Consider the following 20,881-nt stretch of genomic DNA (forward strand, 5'->3'; position numbering starts at 1 on the left):
CATCTGGTTGTGCCGCGGAGAATGTAGCTAGCCTGAAACGAGTGCGGGCGTTTTCCCGAGCCCATGGCCTAGTACGCGTATGTCAGATCGTGACGGCGATTGAGGCCCAGCGCCGGCGTCTCATCCTTGCCGGCATAGGTGGCGGACCAGCTTGCCGGAAGCTCAACTTGGCTCCGGAAGATCCGCTCCGCCAGGAGCTCATGGACGTCGAGAAGTCGCCTAGCCAGGCCTTTCAGCATGGCCGGGCTCACCGGCGGCCCTTTCTCGTGTCGTCGCTTCACGCAGTTCCGCCAGACCACAAGGATCCACAGGCGCAAGGACGACCCGTTCCGACGCTTCGACCAGGCGATCGTCTCCCGCCGGTGGTTCGCGCTGCTGTGACGGATCAGCAGGTCTAGCAGGTTCACCTCGAAGAGGTCATTGGCCGCATCGCGGCGCTCGGTCGAACGTGTGACACGGTGATCGAATGTTACTTGCAGCGTTCGCATGGCGCGGGGATAGGCTCGATGGTCGTCGGTGTGGAGTGTCAGCTTGTCAACCCCGCGGCAGACGATGCGCAACAGCTCCCGCACGCCCTTCTCCACGGCCTTGGGATCGGGTCGCCCGAGCTCGGCTTCGAGTGCAGCACGACGTCTCCTTTGGTCCGGCCTCATTCGGCCCTTTCGACGAAGAGGGCTATCGGTGAATCCAAAGGTGAAGCTCGAGTCCACTTCGACGGCAAGATTGTGATGGAAGGGAAAGTACTGGCTGTATTCGAAGGTCTCGAAGCCGTCGACGATCACAGCGCCCCGCGGACGGCATCTATCCAGAAGCCTGCTCTGATAGAGTAGGCAGTGCCTCCCCAATCGCGCGAGCTGGCGATCCACAGTACTGGGCGCCACACGGATCTCACGGGCGATCTGACGGTTAGCCATGGCGCCGACGGTCTTCATGAAGAGGCGCGGCAGGACATCAGGCCGCTTGAGCCAGTAGCTCACCGAGAACGTCTGGGTACTGAAGGAGCGCTTGCAATGGGTGCACTGGAAACGCTGGACACGGCAGGGCTTGATGCTCCGGTAATAGGCACCCTGGCGCTTGAAAGGCCAGCGGCCGTCCAAGACGTGATGATGCTTGCACTTGGGATTGGGACAGAACGGCGGCCGCCAGGTCCTGCATGATCTCGAAGGCTTGAACATGTCCTGGCCCCGGCAGGACCGGGGCCAGGTACAACATCCGCGGCACAACTAGATCATCTGGATGAACCAGTTCTTGCTGCGCCGCTTGACCTTGCCGAACCACAGCGCCAGCGGGAACATCACCACCAGCAGTCCGATCCAGCCCACGAAGCTCGCGATCACGGCGCCCTCCCGGTAGAAGAAGCCCAGGCGGCGCGTGAAGATCGCCAGCAGCGGAATGTGCAGCGCGTAGAAGAAGAGCGGCACCTTGCCGATCACGCCCAGTGGCTTCAGCACGTTCGAGTGCATCCCGATCCGGCAGAAGAGCCCCACCATGAAGATCACGGCGCCGCCGAACCACAGCAGGTGGACGGTGTTGGGCGGGTACTTCTGCTCGAGGAAGAAGGACCAGCTGAAGACGTCCGACCACGGCGTCAGGTTGCCGTAGCCGCGTCCCAGGCGCAGGAGCACCGCCAGGCCCACCAGGGCCAGGCCGATGACCATGCTCTTCGTCGAGCGCTCGGCGTGGGTCTTCCAGCCCTCGAACCAGAAGTGCGCCATCACCGAACCCAGCAGCGCCAGCGCGAACCAGGGCAGGGCGGGGTAGAGGTTGAAGCTGCCCGCGTCGATGAACATCTGCATCGGCACGTGCATCCACTTGTCGTAGTCGTAGGGGATCTGCAGCAGGAAGTGCTGTCCGAAGATGAGCGCGGTCCCCAGCGCGAGCCGCCACTTCCAGTGCCAGTTGATCACCAGCGTCAGCAGGATCATCGCGGTGCCGATGCAGGCGATGATGCTCCAGTGCAGCGGACGCCAGGAGCCGAAGCCGCTCCACGCGGAGTTGACCCACGTCATCTGCACGGCGATAAGGAAGAGCCCGCGCTGGATGAAGTGCCAGCGCGCCTTCCAGTCGCTCACGCCGGCCTTGCGCCGCCGCATGTAGGCCCAGTAGACCATGGCGCCGTTCATCACCAGGAAGCCGGGCGCGCAGAGGTAGCCCATGTAGCGCAGTCCGAACTGGGAGCCCGAGCCGAAGAAGGGATCCTGGAATTCGAAGGCGTACCAGATGTGGTTGAAGTACTCGTTGCTGTGGCCGAGGGCCATCATGATGCCGATCAACCCACGGAACTGGTCGATGAAGTGGAAGCGTTCCTTGACGGCCATCGCAGGTCCTTCCCGGCGGACGGCGCCCCGGCTCGCGCCGGGGCGGGTTCCCTAGTTGCCGGCCGTGCGCACCACGCGCAGGCCCACGGTGTCGAGACGCGAATCGGGCGGCACGCCCTCGCGGGCGGCGGAGCGGCAGAACTTGGCCTGGACGTACCAGCTGCCGCCGCGCGCCACCTTCTGGAAGCCCGCGCTCGGCCCCTGGGGGTCGAGCGCCGGGTCGGCGGGGTAGCCGGCGTACCAGTCCCAGCACCACTCCATCGCGTTGCCGTGCATGTCCGACAGCCCGAAGGCGTTGGCTAGCAGGCCGGCGCCGGTCTGGGGCGCGTCGCCGGAGTTGCCGCAGTACCAGCCCGAGGCGTCGAGGACGGGGTCGTCGCAGTTCTGATCGGTGATGGCGCCGTTGTGGAAGGCCGTGCCGCTGCCGGCGCGGCAGAGCCACTCCCACTCGGCTTCGGTGGGAAGGCGGTAGCCGTCGGCGTCGGTGTTCCAGCTGACGTCCGCGCCTTCCACCGTGTAGGCGGGCGTGAGGCCCTCGTCCACGGAGCGGGCGTTGCAGTAGCTCACCGCCTCGTACCAGGTCAGCCCGAGGACGGGCAGCGTGTCGCCCAGGAAGGTCGAGTCCGGCAGCGCGGGTCCCATGAGCGCCTTCCACTGGGCCTGGGTGACCTCCGTGGCCTCGGCCACAGGTAGCTGGGACAGCAGGACGGTATGCTGCCGCTCGTCGGCATCCTGACCCGGTTCGCCGGGGGGGCTGCCCATCGTGTAGACCTCGTCGCCCACCAGCGGCCCCTGCGCGGTGTCGGTCACCGGGGCGTGGCCGTTGCCGTCGTCGAAGGCGGCGCTGTAGCTGTGCTGGCCGGGCGCCAGGAGGCCGGCGTACTGGTAGAGCGCGCCGTCGGTGTACTCGCCCGACACGTAGGTCATGGCCACGGGCGTGCCGTCGAGCACGAGATCGTGGGTGACGGGCGCGTCGCCATCGGTGTCCGAGTACAGCACGGTGAAGGTGTAGGTGGCCTCGTCGTCACCGAACTCCGGCGTGACGGCCAGGTTCGACAGGAAGGTGCCGGTCGGGAAGGTGGTGGCGCTCGCGCCGGGGCCGAGCGGGGACTGCTGGCCCTCGTCGTCCGTGACGCGGACGCAGAAGAAGTACTCGGTGTCGCCCGACAGGCCGCCCACCGTGAACGTGTGGGCGTCGCCGGGGTCGCCGGGCAGAGGCAGGCCGGTCACGGGCGTGGCCGCGTCCCAGGCGGCGGCCGTGTTGATCGGCGCGGCCGCATAGCGGAGCTCGAAGCCGCTGGCGCGGCCGAGCGTCCCGTCGTCGCCGGTGGCCTTCCAGGCGAGCCCCACCGACGACGTGCTGAGCGCCTCCGCCTCCAGCGTGTAGATCGCCCCGGGCGGTGTGAGATCGTCGAAGGCCGGGCCCTTGAGGACGAGCAGGCCGTCGTCCTCGTCGGTCACCAGCACCACGCCGTTCGCGCCCACCGCGACGCCCGTGGCGTTGCTGCTGCGCACGTTGCCGGCGTAGACCGGGTGCGCGGGGTCGTGGACGTTCACCACGTGCACGCCCGCGTCGTTGGCGGCGATGAAGGCCATGTCGTCGCGCACCACGATGTCCTGGCACCAACCGTCCAGCGGCATCTGCGCCACGTGCACCGGCGTGTCCGGCCCGTTGATGCGGAAGACGGCCATGCCCTGCCGCTTGTCGGCCACGAAGGCGTAGTCGTCCCAGAGCGAGACGGCCAGCGCGTTGCCCGGCGTGTCGGCCCAGGACACCAGCTCCACCGAGCCGAGGGCGAGCACGCGGGCGTCGAGCACGGCGAGGCCCATCTGGTCGTCGGCCACGTAGGCGTAGCCGTCCTTGACGGCGATGCCCATGGCGTAGCCCTGCGTCCCCGCGAAGACGCCGTTGTAGGCGAGCACGCCGGGGAAGGCGGGCAGCGACTCGAAGATGCGCACGCCCTTCCAGCTCTCGGCCAGGAACACCTCGTAGGGCTCGTCCGGGTCCTCGTGCTGGATGACGAACATGCCGTTGCCATCCACGGCCGTGGTCCCCTGGTTGAAGGACACGGTGTTGGGCGGGTCGGTGATGTCGTAGCTGGTGATGCCCTCGGTGCCCTCCACCACCAGCGCGATGTCCTGCACCACGCCGCCGACGAAGGTGCGCACGACCTTGATGCCGTCCGCGTACTTCGTGGTGTTGAGCGTCTGCACGAGCTGCGGATGGGCGGGATCGGCGAGGTCCACCACGTGGAGGCCCGCCTGTCCCGCGGCGATGAACGCGTAGTCGCCGAGGATCTCCACGTTCTCGTTGATGCTGGGCAGCGGCAGGTGCCCCACCTCGGGGTAGGGCGAATCCGGGAGCTCGTAGAGGTCCTGCTTGCCGCAGCTACCGGCGAATAGCGTCAGGCTCGTCGCCAGGGCCAGGGCCGCCAGGCGGGTCGGCTGCATGCTCGTCCTCCATCCTCAATCATGGTCTAGAACAGGGTGGTGCTGAAGCCCAGCCACCAGGTGCGGCTGATCCAGTTCTTGTCTTCCTTGATGTCGCCCCACCAGGGGGAGTCCGTGTCGCGCTGGGCGTAGGAGAAGCCGTAGCTCATGTCCACGTCCTTGGGCAGGCCGAAGCTGCGGAAGAACGCCGGCAGGGGCCGGTAGCTCTTGAGCTGGTAGGTGTAGTAGTTGTCCTGCCGCCCCACGTGGTAGGTGTCGTCCGAGATCGTGCTCGTGCCCTTGGCGGAGTAGTAGTCCACGCCGTACTGGGCGCGCGCGCGAAGGTCGGGGAACCAGCGCTTGATGCTCTTCTGCCGCGGCCGCCAGCGCAGCTCGCTGTTGAACGTGTTGCCCTTGTAGGTGCCGTCGGAGGCCGGGCTGGTGAGCGCGTCCTCGCCCTCCACGTCGATGGCCCGCGCCGTGGCGTTCTCGAAGCCGTAGGACACGGTGAGCCGCAGGCTGCGCGTGAAGCTGTAGTAGACGTCCACGTCCAGGCCCTGGCTGTTGATGTCGTTCTCCAGGTGCGGCTTGTTGTAGTAGTAGAGCTTCTGCGTGAAGCCGAGGGTGACGTTGAGGTCCTTGCTCACCCGTTGCCGCCAGGCGCTCACGATGCGGTTCCGCTCGAGGCGGAACTGCTCGCTCACCACCGGGGTGTTGCTCGAGACGAGCGGCGGGCGGTCGTTGAGCTGGCGCAGATACTTGGACGGGCTGTAGCTGTAGTAGACCTCCAGGCTGTTGCGCCCGAAGAACTGCCGCACGCCCGCCCGGAACTCGTGGTTGTCGAGCGCGGTGTTGTAGACGTACTGGTCGCGCGCGTAGCGGAAGGCGAGACGGGTCTGGCCCGTGTCCCAGATCTTGCGGCTGCCCTCGAGGCTGAGTCCCGGGGAGAGGATCACGTCCTCCACGCGATCGACCTTCTGGAACTTCTCTTCGTTCCAGTAGCGCCGCTCCCGGTACTCCTCGATGAACGCCTCGGACATCTTGAAGGCGTTGTCGTCGTAGGTGAAGTCGAGGCTGGCGTCCATCCCCCAGACGAAACCCAGCCGCTCGTAGGGCTTGCGCGGGCGGGGGATCTTCGTGCCCCACTGCGCCGGGCCCTCGAAGTAGAGCGCGACGAAGAGCGGGCCGCCGCCGTCGACGCTGCCCGTGAGGCGCAGCTCGTGCCGCCCCGCGGGGATCGCCAGGGAGAGGCGATCGCCACGGCTGGGGCTGCCGGCGCGGTCGTCCGCGTAGCCGCCGACGCGGGAGGCGGGCATGTCGAGCGCGATCTGGGCGGGCAGGCCGGGCACGCCGGCCAGGCGCAGCACGCCGTGCTTCTCGTCGGTGTCCGTGCTGTCGTAGTGGGTCTTGGCGAAGCCGCTGAGCGTGCCCGGACCCTCGAGACGGAAGACCACCTCCCGGTCCGACACCACCGTGTAGGTGGCGCTCGCCCCCTCGCGCCCCACGAGCACCTTCGTCGGCTTGCCCTGGGGATAGAGCTCCTGGTCGGCGCGCGCTGGCCGCGGCGCGACGAGGGCGAGGAGCAGGACGAGGGGGAGAATGCGGCGCATGACGACCTACCTCGGCTTGACGTCGGCGTCGGGGATGCGGATCTGCGCGGCGATTCCGCAGGCCTCCGGCCGCACGCAGCGCAGCTCGAAGCGGTGACGTCCCCGCGGCACGTTGATGCGCAGCAGCTTGCGGTCGCCGGGCAGGATCTCCGGCCGCTCGATGTAGGCCGCCGCGCTGAGCTTCGTGGCGTGATAGTGATAGGTGTTCACGCTCTCGCCGTCGCGCAGCAGCTCCAGCGAGTAGTTCTGCGCGCCGTTCATCGTGTGGTCGAAGTCGAGACGCGTGTAGACCTTGAGCGTGGTGGGACCGGTCACGGCGAAGCCGAGGGGGGCGTCCGCGTCGAAGTGGTAGTAGGTGGAGATCGTGCCGCTGGCGAACTGCAGCTGCGCCACCGCGCGGTACTGCTCGGGCGCGTAGGCCACGTCCTTGACCTTGGCGCGCTTCACCTCGCGATAGGCCCGCGCGGCCACCTGGCCGCTGCCCGCGGGCTCCGCGAAGACCTGCAGGTGATGGCTCCCGGTGGGCACGCGCAGCGTGGACCGACGCAGGGCCGCCACCTCGCCGCCCTCGCCGCAGCGGGTCACGCTCGTCAGCACGCCGCTGGTGTAGGTGCGGCGCAGCACCTCCTCGCCGTCCATCAGCACGCGCAGGGTGTAGCTGCCCGTGTCGGAGTCGTCGGGCCCGAAGAGATAGCGGGTGATGATCTTCACCCGGCGCGGCCCGCGCACCTCGAGCAGCATGGGCTCGGAGGCGTCCAGTCGGGTGTACTGATAGTCGTGCTTCTTCACCGAGAGGCACGCCGAGCCGGCGCCCGACTCGGGCTTGACGCTGCGCCAGGCCGCGTCGGCCGGCGCGGCCAGCGCGAGCAGCAGGACTCCCATCAACACGGCGGATCTCATACCGAATCACCGTCCACTTTGCCGCTCCAGCGGTCGAAGATGCCCCGGCGCAGCTCCGGCGCCAGGACGAGCACACAGATCGCGCAGTATAGCACGAGGAAGGGCGCGGCCAGCGCGAGGCGGTAGCTCTCCTTGACGAAGACCTCCCCCTCGCCCGGCGCGGGCCGCCAGTCCGGCGCGACGGGCAGGCCCGACTCGCGCGCCAGGTCCTGCATGTCGAGCAGATGGATGACGGGCACGCCCCGCTCGGCCATCAGGATCATGTTCCCCTTGCGGGGGAAGTTGCGCACGCCGAAGTCGAAGTTGAGCCCCTCGGGCATGAGCACCTTGTTACGGCTGCTGCCGAGGCTGGCCACGCCGCCGCCCACGTTGATGTAGGCCTTGGGCCGGCGGCCGCGCAGCTTCTCCTCGTAGAAGGTCATGCGCTTGGTGATGGCGTCCTCGATGTTGTCGGAGGCGAGGAACTCCACCCCGTTGCGCGCGATGGCCTCCCTCAGCAGCTCGCGCCCCTCGGGGCTGAGGCCCTGGCCCATGTCGTCGCCGCCGCCGAAGGTGGCGCCGGCCGAGCGGATGTGGAAGACCTTCTCGTCGCGGAAGAGCGTCTCCATGTCCAGCCAGGTGAAGTCCGGCGCGTTGGCGCCCCACATGGACGCGCCCACCGAGGTGACCACCACGGGCGCCAGCTCCATCGTCTCGAGCGCGGCGTAGACGCAGATGTTCATCCCCGGAAACGAGCCGCTCATCGCCACGGCCACCGGGTCGCCGGGCTTCAGCCCGCAGCGGCGCAGGTAGCCGACGATCACGCCCGCCCAGTTGGGGTTCAGCGTCGTGAGCTTCGAGCCCAGCACGCCCTGCGCGTTGGTGATGAGGCTGAACTCGGGGCCGATGAGGCCCGTGCCGGCCGGGTCGTTCACCATGTCGATGACCGCGCCCACCATGTGCCGCTGGCGGCGGACGGTCTCGTAGGCCTCCTCGGCCTTCTCGGCCGCCGCGAGCTTGAGCGCGTAGTCGCGCTGGCGGACGGGCTTGCGCGTCATGTCGAGCACGAGCTGCAGGCCGATGGCCAGCACAGCCAGGCCCAGCAGCACGAACTGCCGCCGCCTATCGGATCGCGACGTCAATGAGCCCACCCCCCTGAGCCACCACGAGCGCCAGGCGCACGATGAAGGCGGCCATCAGCATGGTGCAGAGCGTCTCCACGATCCCCTGGCGCAGCATCCAGTAGGCGATGAGGCCGGGGATGATGTAGCCGATGGACTGGATGATCGTCAGGTCCACCGGCAGGCCCATCAGGTCGCCGGCCAGCAGCAGGTAGCGCGTGAGGTAACCGAAGATGAAGCCGGCCAGCACGCAGAAGACCAGCGTCCGCCGGCCGTAGAGCAGGATGAAGCGGCTCAGGAGCTGCACGGTGGCAAAGGTGATGAGCGCCGCGATCATCGTGCCCACGATGCGCAGGGGCTGGTCGAGGTAGAGGGCGATGTAGCCGGGCACGATGAGCCCGCCCGCCGCCAGGCCCAGGATCTCCGAGAAGACGAGGCTGACCACCAACCCCAGACCGATGGCCTGGTAGATCATACGATCCTCCCCTGCGCGGCGCAGCGCGCTTCCACGAGATCGAGCAGCTCCACGCCCACGCCCCCGATGTTGCCCAGCCCCACCACGCGCGAGCGGGGCCGCTCGCCGGTGAGGCTCAGGATTCGCCCGAGCACCGCGTTCGCGTCGCGGCCGGGCTGCTGGACGATCTGCGCCCGCGGCACGCCCTCGCGCCGCAGGATCTCGGCGAAGACGTCCGTCTGCTCGCCGATCACCAGGTAGTGCGCGGCCTTGATGCGCCGGCCGAAGAGCGGCGCCAGATCCTTGCTGCGGCGCATGCGGTCGGCCCGGATGTTGATCAGCGCGATCGCCTCGTCCTCGTGTTCGGGCAGCCCCAGATGCTCCCAGACGAAGGCGGTGGACTCGGGGTCGTTGGCCGCGAAGAGGTTCACGAACTCCAGCGCCTTGCCCGCCTCCTCCCAGCGGTAGGGCAGCAGCGCGCCGATGTCCGGCTGCACCTTCCACATGCCCTCCAGCGCCTGCCGCCGGTCCACGCCCGCGGCTTCGCAGGCGGCCAGCGCCAGCGCCAGGTTCTCGGCGAACTCGACGTAGGCGAAGCCGCTCAGCTCCTCGTCCGTCACCGTGGTCGGATCGCTCTGCACGAAGCGCGAGCCCAGGGCCTCGGCGCGGCGGGCGAGCAGGTCGGCGAAGTCGTCCTCGGCCGTCACCAGCAGCGAGTTGCGCGGCACGGTACCCGAGAGGCTGAGGGCGACGTCCTCCATGCGCGGGCCCATGACCTCCAGGTGGTCGGGCCGCACGTTGGTGATCACGCCGATGGTGGCGCCCACGATGTGGTGCTCGCAGGTCCACTGCAGGTCCGGCCGCACGGCCATGCACTCCAGCACGATGGCCTCGGCCCGCTCGGCCGCCGCCCGCCGGAAGATGCGCAGCTGCTCGCGGATGTTGGGCGAGCCCCGGCGGCGCACGGGGGTCTCGCGGCCGTCGGGCAGGATGACGCGCGCGGCCGAGCCCGTCGTCTTGGCGAAGGTGCGCAGACCGCCGGCGCGCAGCCCCGCGGCGATGAGCCGGGTCACCGAGCTCTTGCCGCGGCTGCCGTTGACGTGGATGCGCACGGGCACGCGCGCGCGCACGCGACGGTGACGCGCGGTCTCCCAGACGCCCAGCGCGGTGAGCAGGATGAAGAGCAGCACGATCAGCTTCATGGCCCGATTCCCGCGGGCTCGCGCCCGCAGGGCGGCGCCTCGGCTCTCACCGTGGGGCGCCGCCCGGTCGACATTCCTCGGCCTGGCGGTGGTCCTAGCGGATCACCATCAGCTTGCGCGTGAGGACCTCGCCCCCCGCCTCGAGACGGTAGAAGTACACGCCCGTGGGCACCCGGCGCCCCTGGGCGTCGCGGCCGTCCCAGAGACGGCTGGCCTGCCCCGCCGGCTGCTCGCCCTCCACGAGGGTGCGCAGCAGGCGTCCCTGCGCGTCGAAGACCCGCAGGTTCACGGTTCCCGGCGCCGGCAGCACGTAGTCGATGCGCGCGCTCTCCCGCATGGGGTTCGGGAGGCTCTGTCCCAGGCTGAATCGCAGCGTGCTGTCCCCGCCGTCCTCGAGCAGGCTGTGGAAGGGTCCCAGCGCGCTCTCCAGGTCGTAGGGGTGCAGCGCGGTGAGGCGGTAGACCTGGTCGCGCCCGGCGTCTGCGCCGGCATCCTCGCAGTGCGTGCGCCCCACGGGAAGCTCGGCCACCAGCACGGCGCCCTCGGCCTCGAGGCGCTCGACGCGCCAGCCCAGCACGGGACGGGGATCGCTGGTGGACCAGCTCAGCGCGAGTCCGCTCGCGGCGGGCACGGCGCTGAAGCCGTCGAGGAGGAACTCCTCGTAGACCGGCGGCTCGGTGCTCAGCTTGACGGCGAGGCCCGGCCCGATGCTCAGCATGCCCGGCGCCTGTTCGCCCGAGTAGCTCAGCTGCAGGCCGATGGTCTCGGTGTCGTCCTCCATGCCGACGGTGGCGTAGCCGCGCGCGTAGTCGGCGTTGTTCACCTGGCGGTAGAAGAAGCCGATCTCGCCGTCGCCGCTGGTGGTCGGGTGCACCGCCGGATCGTAGAGCACCACCTCGAAGGTCTGCAGGTCGGTGATCTCGGGACGGTAGTGGCGCACGCGGCTCCACTCCACGGTGAAGGTGCCGTCGGCGGCGTCGTAGTCGTGGTAGACGCCGTCGATGTACTCGCTGCCCGACAGGCTGTCCGCGGTGACCGTAGTCAGGTTGTCGTAGAAGGGCGCGATCAGCGAGGCGTTGCCGTGCTGGTTGGGCAGGCCCCAGTTGTAGAAGTCGTCGAACGGCTCGGGATCGAAGCTGATCCAGCCGTTGTCGGAGATGCGCAGCTGCGTGACCGTCTGCCCGTAGTACACGAAATCGAAGGGCAGCGCGATCAGGGGCTTCACCTCGTTGTCGTAGTTGAAGACGAGTTCGGTGCCGCCTCCGCCGAACTGCGGGCTCAGCTCGCGCCAGGCGTAGGTCGGGCGGTTCGCGTAGAGCAGGTCGGCGCTGTCGTAGGCGTAGTAGCCGTAGGCGTCCGGGCCCACGGGCGCGGCCGGGTTGTCGAGGCCGGCCGTGAGCGCCAGCGGGATGTCCACCGCGAAGCCCGCGTCATCCGCGAGATGGAGCATGAGCGGCAGGCTCTTGCCGTGGGGGACGTCGCCGGCCAGGCTCAGCGTGAAGGGGTCGGCGGCGTTGTCGCCGCTGCCGCCGAGGGCGAGGGCGGCCCAGCTGCCCGCGGCGTCGTCCACGGTGCCCAGGGTCGGATCCTGAAGCTCGAGTGTGCCGCTGAGCGCGCCGGTGGGCAGGTGGCCGCGGTTGGCGAGCGTCACGGTGAGCGTGGCGCTGCCGCCGGGCGGCGCGTAGCCCGGGTCGCCGAAGCTGCTGGAGCTCACCACGAGCGCCGGCGCGACCACCGGCAGCATGAGGTCGGAGACGTCCACGCTGCCACCGTCGTGCGTGGCGCTCAGCGTGAAGCGCAGGTGCTGGCCGTCCTCGAGCTGATTGGCCAGGGTCACGGTGAAGGCCGCGCCGGCCACGGCCGTCTGGCCCGCGCCGATGTCCGCGAAGCCCGCGTTCGCCTGGTCCACCGTGGCGCCCGCGGTGGCGGCGAGCGTGGCGCTCACGGCGCTCGCGTCCAGACCGCCCGCGTTGCGCAGGGTGGCGGTGAGGTCGACGGTCTCGCCCGGGCTGGCCACGCCGTCGCCGTTGCCGGCGCCGTCATCCAGCGACGTGGCGTCGAGCGACAGGAAGGCGCTCGACGCGTCCGGCGCGATGCTGCCCTCGTAGGGGTGGTGGTCCTGCGCGGTGACCGTCACGGCCACCTCCGTGCCGTCCGCCAGCGGACTCACGGTGACGTGCGCCACGCCGTCGGCGCCGCTGAAGGCGCAGCCGAGCAGGGTCTCGCCCTGCACCACGCCCACGCGCGCGCCGGCCACGGGGCCGCCGCCGTCGGTGACGGTCACGTCGAACTGGTTCGCGCCGGCCGGCAGCGCCGCCGGATGGCTCGCCGTCAGCGGCGCGGGCGCGTTCCGCCAGATGTTCAGCTCGGGATCGCCCAGCAGGTTGTAGATGTGGACGTAGAACTCCACCGACTCCTCGTTGCCGGTCTCCTCGAGCTGGTGCGGGAAGTAGTCCATGAAGCGCAGCTTGCCGGCCACGGCCAGCCCGCCCAGCGTGCCGAGCGCGGGGTCGACGATGCGCTCGTAGAAGGCGATGGCCATGGCGTCGTTGTAGCGCGTGTGGCTCCAGTGCTCGCCGTTGCCGATGAAGGCCACGGCGCCCTTGGGCGCGTCGGGCGCGCCGGCCTGCAGCCAGGCCTCGCCGAAGCAGGGCTGCGCGTCGGCGAAGTTGCCGTTGAGGCAGACGAAGCTCATCACCACGGGCGTCATGCCGCCGTTCGCCAGGCCCGGGATGTTGGCCGTGGTGAAGTGCGGCGGCTCCCAGCCGCTGGTGCCGTAGGCCCAGCCGCGATAGGTGACGATCCCCACGCCGCTGTCCACCGTGTTGGTGATGAGCGGCACGGCCTGGGCCTCGTTGAAGATCGGCGGGAAGTACACGCCGTCGAAGCCCGGCATCGCCGTGAAGGCGTTCTCGAAGCCCAGGTGCGTGAGCTGCTCGCCACAGAACTGCACCGTGGTCACCGGGGTCTCGGAGCCGTAGTTGCCGGCCACCATGAGGTAGCGGCGCGTCCAGTCGGGGTTGTCCGTGGCCGGCGCGCGCTCGTAGGCGATGGTCTTGGCCACGATCGTCGACACCTGGTAGGCGCTGGAGGCCGGCATGCGGCCGAGGAAGAGGTCGGGCAGCCAGTCGTTCGCGTCCATGAGCGTGTAGGGGTGGTCGGTCGGGTTGCCGCTGAAGTTCCAGGTGGGGATGTCGGCGACGTCGCCCACGATCAGCAGGTACTCGGGCGGCAGCTCCCAGGTGGCGTAGGCGTTGCGCAGCCAGGCCAGGATGCCGGTGTTGGTGTTGCCCGTCTCGGCCGTGGTGACCACGCGGACCTCGTGTCCCTTGCGCCGCTTCCAGTCCACGAGCGGCGCCACGGCCGCCTCGTAGGCGGACGTGGTGAGGATGAGGTAGGTGCCGCTGACGCCCTCCGCGCGATTCCGGACGCCTTCGGGCAGGCTGTTCTGCAGCACCGCCGCGAAGTCGCGCGTCAGCGCGGGGCCGCCCGTGCGCTCGGCGCTCCAGCGGCCGTCGTGGCGCAGCTCCACCGTGAGGCCGCCCGGCTCCGGGCGCTCGACGCTGAGGAGCGCCACCGGCACGCCGCGCAGCTGTCCGACGGTGCCGAGCACCTGCGCGCGCGCGCCCTCGGGGCCGGAGACCAGCACGGCCTCGGCCTGCGTGGCGCCCGGCGGCAGGGCGACGAGCCGCGTGAAGGATTCGGTTTCGGGGTCGGCTCCGCGATCGGCGATGTCGGCATCGAAGGTGAGCAGGCTGCGATCGTCGAGAACTTCGACGTGACTGAACAGGGCTTGCTGACCGGCCGACGTGGCGGCGGCGGCAAACGCCGCCACCGTCATCAGACCGCTTCCTAGAGCAAGCGCCTTGAGAGCGCGCTTCATCACTTGACCAGTGTCATCCGTCCAGACAGGGTTTCGCCCAGGGCATCCAGGGTGTAGAGGTAGACGCCGCTCGGGACGCTCACACCGGCGTCGTCGCGGCCGTCCCAGTCGACCTGGTGGTTGCCGGCCGTCAGCTCGCCCACGGGGAGCGTTGCGACGCGGCGGCCCGCGAGGTCGTGGATGCGGATGCTAGCAAGTCCTGGCCTGTCAAGCACGAAGAATATGGTCGTCTTGGGGTTGAAGGGGTTCGGCGCGTTGCCCACCAGGCGCGCGGCGCCTGCCGGCAGATCGTCCACGCCCGTATCGCAGCTCGTGTCCACCGCGCCGATCAGCGCGCCGCCGCAGGCCTGGGGGCCGTCGGGGTGGTTGCCGGGCATGCAGGGGCTGTTCGCGTCGATGGCGCCGATGGCCACGTCGCGCAGGCCGAAGCCCACCGGCACGCAGAACTGCGGGTCCAGCGAGAAGTTGCCGCCGCCGTCGGTGCCGCAGAGGTTGTCGTCCACCGCGTTGCCCCAGACGTCGGAGCAGGAGATCGTCGGCGTGGAGCTGAGGCAGTAGAAAGCCGCGCCGGTGACCGACTGGGCCACGATGCAGTTCTCCACCAGGGCGTCGCCGCCGAACTGGAAGGAGATGCCGCCGGCCACGCCCGTGCTGCCCGTCGAGTTGCCGAAGATGCTGCAGTTGCGGATGGTCGGCGCCGGGCCGAAGTTCACGTTGATGCCGCCGCCCTCGGCGTTGAAGCCGGTGGCGTGGTTGTCCGTGATCACGAGGTACTCGAGCAGCGGGCTGGAGCCGTCCGTGTGGATGCCCGCGCCCAGCCCGAAGGTGTAGCTGGCCGTGTTGCCCATCACCAGGCTGTGGGAGAAGGTGCCGCCGGCGCCGCTCATGAAGGCCGCGCCGCCGCCGTAGCCCTGGGTGTCGTTGTTCAGGATCTGGCAGTTGGTGATGGTGGGCGCCGCGCTGATCACCGCGAGGGCGCCGCCGTTGCCGAAGGCCGCGTTGGTGAAGTTGCCGTCGAAGATGCAGCCGTCCACGATCGCGTTGCTGTCCGCGCGCACGATCAGGGCGCCGCCGCTCGGCGAGCTGTTCCCCGTGAAGACGCAGTCGTAGACCTGCGCGTTGCTCATCTCCTCGATGGCGAGCCCGCCGCCCTGCTTCGCGACGTTGTTCACGAACTCGACCCGCCGAAGGATCGGCGAGGCGCTGTTGATGCAGATGACGCCGCCGTCGGTGTTGGCCTGAATCTTCACGTCAGTTATGCGCACAGTGTCATCTAGCTGACGCAGCAGGATGCCGGCCCCGTAGACCGCGGCGAACGCGCCGCGAACCTGCAGATTCTCGATGCGGACGTTGCTCACCAGCTCGACGAAGATGCCGCGCCCCTGGCTCTGGGCGTCGATGATGGTGGCGTCCACGCCGGCGCCGATGAGCGTGACGTCGCTCTTCATGATGACGCAGGCGGGAGTGGAGCCGGGCCCCTCGGTCTCATGGGTGCAATCGTGGTAGGTCCCGGCCGCCACCAGGACCGTGTCGCCCGGCGGGCAGGCCTGCACGCCCGCGTAGATGGTGCTGTAGTCGCCGGGAACCGTGATCGTGCCGGCCTGGACGCCGGCGGCTCCCAGCGTCAGCAGCGCCAGGGCCAGCAGCCCGAGGATCTTTCTCATCGTGAACTCCCTCCAGGGGTGTGAAATGGGGACTGGAATCCGGAGTCGTGCGGGTTCAAGTCTAGCACAGCCTGCTTCGCCCAGGCCATTCTCAGGCTTCCCGGGGCTTCCTCGGGAGGCCTTCTTGTTTCCTTGTGCCGGGAGATCCCATATCTGGGAATTCGTCCGGCTTTGCGGGATCGACATGGACCCACGGCATCATGTACAATGGAACGGACTTTTCGGCCCGCCCCATCTTGATCTCGCAACATCAGGCGGTCGATTCCTTGCCACCCATCGAAGCAGCGATACTGGAGGCACCCATGCGCAGGTATCTCGGGCTCATTGCGCTCGGACTTCTGCTGGCCACTTCCGCCAGCGCGAGCGTCACCCCGCAGTCCCTGGTTCTCGACCCCGGCGCCACGGCCACAGCGCCGGAGCTACGCGTCCTGTCGCAGGACGGCGACCGCATGACCCTGGAGTTCACGCTCCCGGCCCTCGATGCGCCGACCATCGACGTCGACGGCGAGTCCTTCCGGGCGCTCGCCATCCCCGGGGGGGGCGGCGGTCTGGTCGGCACCGAAGGCCGCGCGGGGCTGCCCACCTTCAGCCGCCTGGTGGCGGTGCCCAACGGCGTGGCCGTGACCGCCAGGGTCACCGATCAGCGGGTGGAGCGCTTCGATGACATCCGCCCGCTGCCGCTGCAGCCCGCGGACGCCAAGTCCCTGGTGATGGACCGCAGCTGGTACGCCGACGGCCGGGCCGACGCCCTGCCGGTCGTCGAAGTCGGCGCCCCCGCGGTGATGCACGGACTGCGCGTGGTGCCGGTCTCCGTCAACCCGGTGAGCTACGATCCCGCCACCGGCGTACTGAGCGCGACGAGCCGCGTCGAGGTGGAGCTCGATCTGACCGGCAGCGACAGCCGGGCCTTCGCACGGCATCGCGACATCATCCCCGAGTCCTTCGACCGCATCTTCCAGGACACCGTCGCCGGCTATCGCGCGGGCGACGCGCAGGTGGGCCCGGGCACCTATCTCGTCATCGTCGTGAACGACAACACCGTGCTCAACATCATCGAGCCGCTGCTCCAGTGGCGCCGCGAGCAGGGCTACAACGTGGTGGTGGAGACCAACGGCGCGAGCAGCACCAGCGTCATCAAGTCCAGCATCCAGAGCCACTACGACAACGACGATCCGCCGCTGGAGTTCGTCACGATCGTGGGCGACGCCACCGGCACCTACGGCGTCGACACCTGGCACGAGAGCTACTCGGGCTACGGCGGCGAGGGCGACCACGAGTACACGCTGCTGGAGGGCGGCGACTGGATCGCGGACGTGAACCTCGGCCGCCTCAGCTTCGACAGCACGAGTCAGCTCACGGGCATCGTGAACAAGATCCTCACCTACGAGCAGAATCCCCCCACGACGGACAGCGGCTGGTTCACCCGCGGCGCCACCTGCGGCGATCCCAGCTCGTCCGGCATCACCTGCGTCTGGGTGAACCAGTGGCTCGCCGACAAGCTCTACGTGAAGGGCTACGACAGCGTCACCGAGATCTACAGCGGCAACTACGCCACGCAGATGATCGGGGCCGTGAACCAGGGCCTCAGCGCCTTCGGCTACCGCGGCTACTGGATGATGAGCGGCCTGAGCGAGAGCGGCATCCTGAGCATGAACAACGGCAACGAGCTGCCCTTCGCGGTCATCGTGACCTGCGACACGGGCTCCTTCGAGGACCCGACCTGCCGCTCCGAGGCCTTCCTCAAGAACACGAACGGCGGCGGCATCGGCGCGGTGGGCACGGCCACGACCGGCACGCACACGCGCTACAACAACTGCTACTTCATGGGCGCCTGGGAAGGCATGCTCGACGGCTCCGACCACCGCCTCGGCGTCTCGCATACGCGCGGCAAGCTGGAGCTGTACAACAACTACATCAACTACGAGGACACCCGCGTCTACATCTGGTCGACCTGGAACAACCTCATGGGCGATCCGGCCACGGACATGTGGATGGCCTACCCCACCAACCTGACGGTGGCCTATCCGACGGTCGTGCCCCTCGGCGCCAACTCCGTGCCGGTGCACGTGGCCGCGGGCGGCGCCCTGGAGGGCGCGCTGGTCAGCCTCTACAAGGACGGCGAGCTGCGCGCGGTGGCCTACACCGACGCCTCGGGCGACGCGAACCTGCCCCTGCCCACCACCGGCCTCAGCGCGGGGACGGTGAACGTGACCGTCACCAAGCACAACTGCCTGCCGCACCGCGGCACGCTGACCCTGGGCAGCGTGGGCACCTACCTGGCCTTCGGCGCGTCCACCACGGATGACGACACCGCCGGCGACAGCAACGGCAACGGCGACGGCCTGGCCAACCCGGGCGAGGCGATCGAGCTGCCCGTGGCGCTGCGCAACTTCGGCACGACCGCCGCGACCAACGTGTCGGCCACGCTCACCAGCACGGATCCCTACGTCACGATCGTGGACGGCAGCGAGACCTACGGCACCATCGGCGCCGGCGCCACCGTGTGGTGCGCCGAGGACTTCGACGTCCTCGTGGCGACCAACGCGCCGGACAACCACGTCATCCGCCTCGACCTGACGGCGCAGAGCGGCGTGGCCACGTGGACGTCCCAGGTCAATCTGCCGGTGGTCAGCGGGGCGTTCGAGCTGCAGAGCAGCACCTGGAGCGCCGGCGGCACGCTGGATCCGGGCGAGAGCGGCACGATGAGCGCCACCCTGCTGAACGTGGGCGGGGCCGCGGCGAGCGCCGTGACCGGCGTGCTGAGCACGGACAACCCCTGGATCACGATCACCGATCCCAACGGCAGCTTCGGCAGCGTGGGCGTGGGGGGCACCGGTCAGAACGGCGCCGATCCCTTCGGCTTCAGCATCTCGCCGGACTGCTTCCAGGGCGCGCTGGCGACCTTCCAGCTCACGCTCACCTTCGACGGCGTGCGCGAGGACGTGGTCGAGTTCAGCCTGCCGGTGGGCACGGCCAGCAGCGACGATCCGCTGGGTCCGGACGTCTACGGCTACTGGGCCTTCGACAACACCGACACCACCTACCCCTTCGCGCCGACCTACCAGTGGGTGGACATCTCGGGCGTGGGCACCGACATCGGCCTCAGCGACTTTGGCTGGGAGCAGGATGAGACGGTGGTCGTCAACCTGCCCTTCACCTTCCGCTACTACGGGGAGGAATTCACGCAGATCTCCGTGTGCAGCAACGGCTGGATCGCCATGGGCGTGGTGGACATGCAGAGCTACCGCAACTGGACGATCCCCGGCGCCGGCAATCCCCACGGCATGATCGCGGGCTTCTTCGACAACCTCTACGCGTCGTCGACGAACCAGATCCTCACCTGGTACGACAGCACGAACGCCCGCTTCGTCATCGAGTACAACGGCGTGCGCAACGACTACTCCAACGCGCTGGAGCGCTTCGAGATCATCCTGATGGATCCGGCCGTGCACGCCACGGTGACGGGCGACGGTCCCATCCTCATGCAGTACGAGACCGTGGGCAATACCGACTCCCGCGACGGCTACGCCTCCGTGGGCATCCAGAGCCCGGACGGCAACGACGGACTGCTCTACACCTACGCCTCGGACTACCCGGCGGCCGCCGCCCCGCTGGCCACCGGCCGCGCGATCCTGTTCCAGCCGGTGGGCGATCTGGCGCTCGGCACGCTGCAGGGCATGCTCAGCAACAGCAGCAACGGCGACTCGCCCGTGAGCGGCGTGACCGTGCGCCTGCTGGAGAACAACCAGTCGCTCCTCTCGGGCAGCGACGGCCACTATGCCGGCGGCGTGCAGGCGGGCACCTACACGGCGCAGGTCAACCACGAGAGCTTCGAGACGGTCACCGTCCCCGGCGTGAACGTGGTGGAGGACCAGGTGACGAACCTGGACTTCGACCTGGTGGACATCCTCGGCCCCTACCTCGAGAACGTGACGATCCACCCGCACACCGAGGACACCGTGGGGCCTTACCTCATCGAGGCCAACATCACGGACTTCTCGGCCATCGCCACGATGCACCTCTACTACAAGCTGAACGGCGGCGGTCTCTTCGAGGCGCCGCTCACGCTGCTGGACGCCCAGACCGGGCTCTACGAGGGCGCGATCCCGGGCCTGCCGCTGTCGACGCACGTCAGCTACTGGTTCGAGGCCGAGGACGCGGTGGGCAACGGCAGCCGCAATCCGGTGACGCCTGACACCTACTACGACTTCTACGTCACCGACGTGGTCGTGCTGGCCGCCAACGACATGGAGACCGATCCGGGCTGGACGGTGGGCCAGGCGGGCGACAACGCCACCACGGGCATCTGGACGCGGGTGGATCCCATCGGCGTCTACGCCGGCGGGACGCCGGTGCAGCCCGAGGACGACGTCACCCCCGACCCCGGCGTCAACTGCTGGATCACGGGCAACAACGAGACGGGCGCGCAGGGCGCGGACGACGTCGACGACGGCCAGACGACCCTGCTCACGCCGGTCTACGATCTCAGCGACATGCTGAGCGCCACGGTCACCTACTACCGCTGGTACAGCAACGACACGGGCAACTCCCCCGACGAGGACTACTGGACGGTGGAGGTGACCAGCGACGGCTCGAACTGGGTGCAGCTCGAGCACACCAACGTGAGCCTGCAGGCGTGGACGCAGTTCAGCTTCGTGCTGGAGGACTACGTCGCCCTGACCGGCACCGTGCAGCTGCGCTTCGTCGCGTCGGACTTCAACAGCGGCTCCGTGGTGGAGGCGGGCGTGGACGAGTTCACGCTGACCGGCTTCGCCCAGCCCGACCCGACGGCCGTGGACGACGGCGCGGTGCCGGCGGGCGTGACCCTGCTGCAGAACGTCCCCAACCCCTTCAACCCGACGACGGAGATCCGCTTCGGACTGCCCGGCGCCAGCGCGACGACGCTCAAGGTCTACGACACCTCGGGCCGCCTGGTGCGCACGCTCCTGGCCAACGCTCCCCTGGCCGCGGGCTTCCACCGCGTGAGCTGGGACGGCGCCGACGCGCGGGGGCACAAGTCCAGCTCGGGCCTCTATTTCTATGTGCTGGAGGCCGATGGCCAGCGGCAGACCGGCAAAATGACGCTCTTGAAGTAGCACGGCTGGGGTGTCTTACCCGCCGTAGTGCCCGACCATCCCGCCGCCCGTCCTGCACCGAGCAGGGCGGGCGGTCGGGATTCCTGTTCCGGGCGCAAGGTTTCAGCAGCGTAATGACTTGTTGAGGCGTCACGACGCTGCTAGACTCCGAGTGTCAGGACGGCTTCCCCGGAACCGAATGCAGACCGCGGCGAGCTTCTCCCGCCACCCCCACCGCACCGGGA

Annotated in this window: 11 protein-coding genes; 1 reads left to right on the plus strand and 10 read right to left on the minus strand. The window is 69.0% G+C overall.

Features of this window, described 5'->3' with window-relative positions; all coding sequences use genetic code 11:
* Nucleotides 1-68: 68 nt before the first annotated feature.
* The 10 genes from H6693_12965 to H6693_13010 all read right to left on the minus strand — a co-directional run bounded on the left by H6693_12965 (nt 69) and on the right by H6693_13010 (nt 15,561).
* Nucleotides 69-1,097 (minus strand): IS1 family transposase, encoded by a 1,029-nt coding sequence (locus H6693_12965; GenBank protein ID MCB9517093.1) that lies wholly within the window; start codon nt 1,095-1,097, stop codon nt 69-71.
* A 126-nt stretch (nt 1,098-1,223) separates the two neighbouring features.
* Nucleotides 1,224-2,318: a DUF1624 domain-containing protein gene (locus tag H6693_12970; protein MCB9517094.1), complete on the minus strand. Its 1,095-nt coding sequence runs from the start codon at nt 2,316-2,318 to the stop codon at nt 1,224-1,226.
* 51 nt (nt 2,319-2,369) lie between these two features.
* Nucleotides 2,370-4,769 carry an SUMF1/EgtB/PvdO family nonheme iron enzyme gene (locus tag H6693_12975; GenBank protein MCB9517095.1) on the minus strand — a complete coding sequence of 800 codons (2,400 nt, stop codon included), beginning with the start codon at nt 4,767-4,769 and terminating at the stop codon, nt 2,370-2,372.
* A 26-nt stretch (nt 4,770-4,795) separates the two neighbouring features.
* Nucleotides 4,796-6,358, minus strand: a complete 1,563-nt coding sequence (locus tag H6693_12980) for a hypothetical protein (GenBank protein ID MCB9517096.1) — start codon at nt 6,356-6,358, stop codon at nt 4,796-4,798.
* A gap of 6 nt (nt 6,359-6,364) precedes the next feature.
* On the minus strand, nt 6,365-7,246 hold the full coding sequence (locus H6693_12985; GenBank protein MCB9517097.1) for a hypothetical protein: 882 nt from the start codon (nt 7,244-7,246) through the stop codon (nt 6,365-6,367).
* Between the two features lie 8 nt (nt 7,247-7,254).
* Entirely contained in the window at nt 7,255-8,379 is a 1,125-nt protein-coding gene (pgsW, locus tag H6693_12990; protein MCB9517098.1) for a poly-gamma-glutamate system protein, read from the minus strand.
* The gene (gene pgsC / locus H6693_12995) at nt 8,360-8,833 is read right to left on the minus strand and encodes a poly-gamma-glutamate biosynthesis protein PgsC (protein ID MCB9517099.1); all 474 of its coding nucleotides are present in this window, start codon (nt 8,831-8,833) and stop codon (nt 8,360-8,362) included. The genes pgsW and pgsC overlap by 20 nt, the downstream gene beginning before the upstream one ends.
* Nucleotides 8,830-10,014, minus strand: coding sequence for a poly-gamma-glutamate synthase PgsB (pgsB, locus tag H6693_13000; GenBank protein MCB9517100.1), 1,185 nt, complete (start codon nt 10,012-10,014; stop codon nt 8,830-8,832). The genes pgsC and pgsB overlap by 4 nt, the downstream gene beginning before the upstream one ends.
* Before the next feature lie 94 nt (nt 10,015-10,108).
* Complete coding sequence (locus H6693_13005; protein MCB9517101.1) at nt 10,109-13,897, minus strand: T9SS type A sorting domain-containing protein; 3,789 nt, start codon at nt 13,895-13,897, stop codon at nt 10,109-10,111.
* Nucleotides 13,897-15,561, minus strand: a complete 1,665-nt coding sequence (locus tag H6693_13010; protein MCB9517102.1) for a hypothetical protein — start codon at nt 15,559-15,561, stop codon at nt 13,897-13,899. Before H6693_13010 ends, H6693_13005 begins: the two co-directional genes overlap by 1 nt.
* A gap of 302 nt (nt 15,562-15,863) precedes the next feature.
* Between H6693_13010 and H6693_13015 the strand changes: the two genes are divergently transcribed.
* On the plus strand, nt 15,864-20,657 hold the full coding sequence (locus H6693_13015; protein MCB9517103.1) for a carboxypeptidase regulatory-like domain-containing protein: 4,794 nt from the start codon (nt 15,864-15,866) through the stop codon (nt 20,655-20,657).
* The last annotated feature ends 224 nt before the right edge of the window (nt 20,658-20,881 follow it).

Source organism: Candidatus Latescibacterota bacterium (assembly GCA_020633725.1).
Lineage (GTDB): Bacteria > Krumholzibacteriota > Krumholzibacteriia > JACNKJ01 > JACNKJ01 > VGXI01.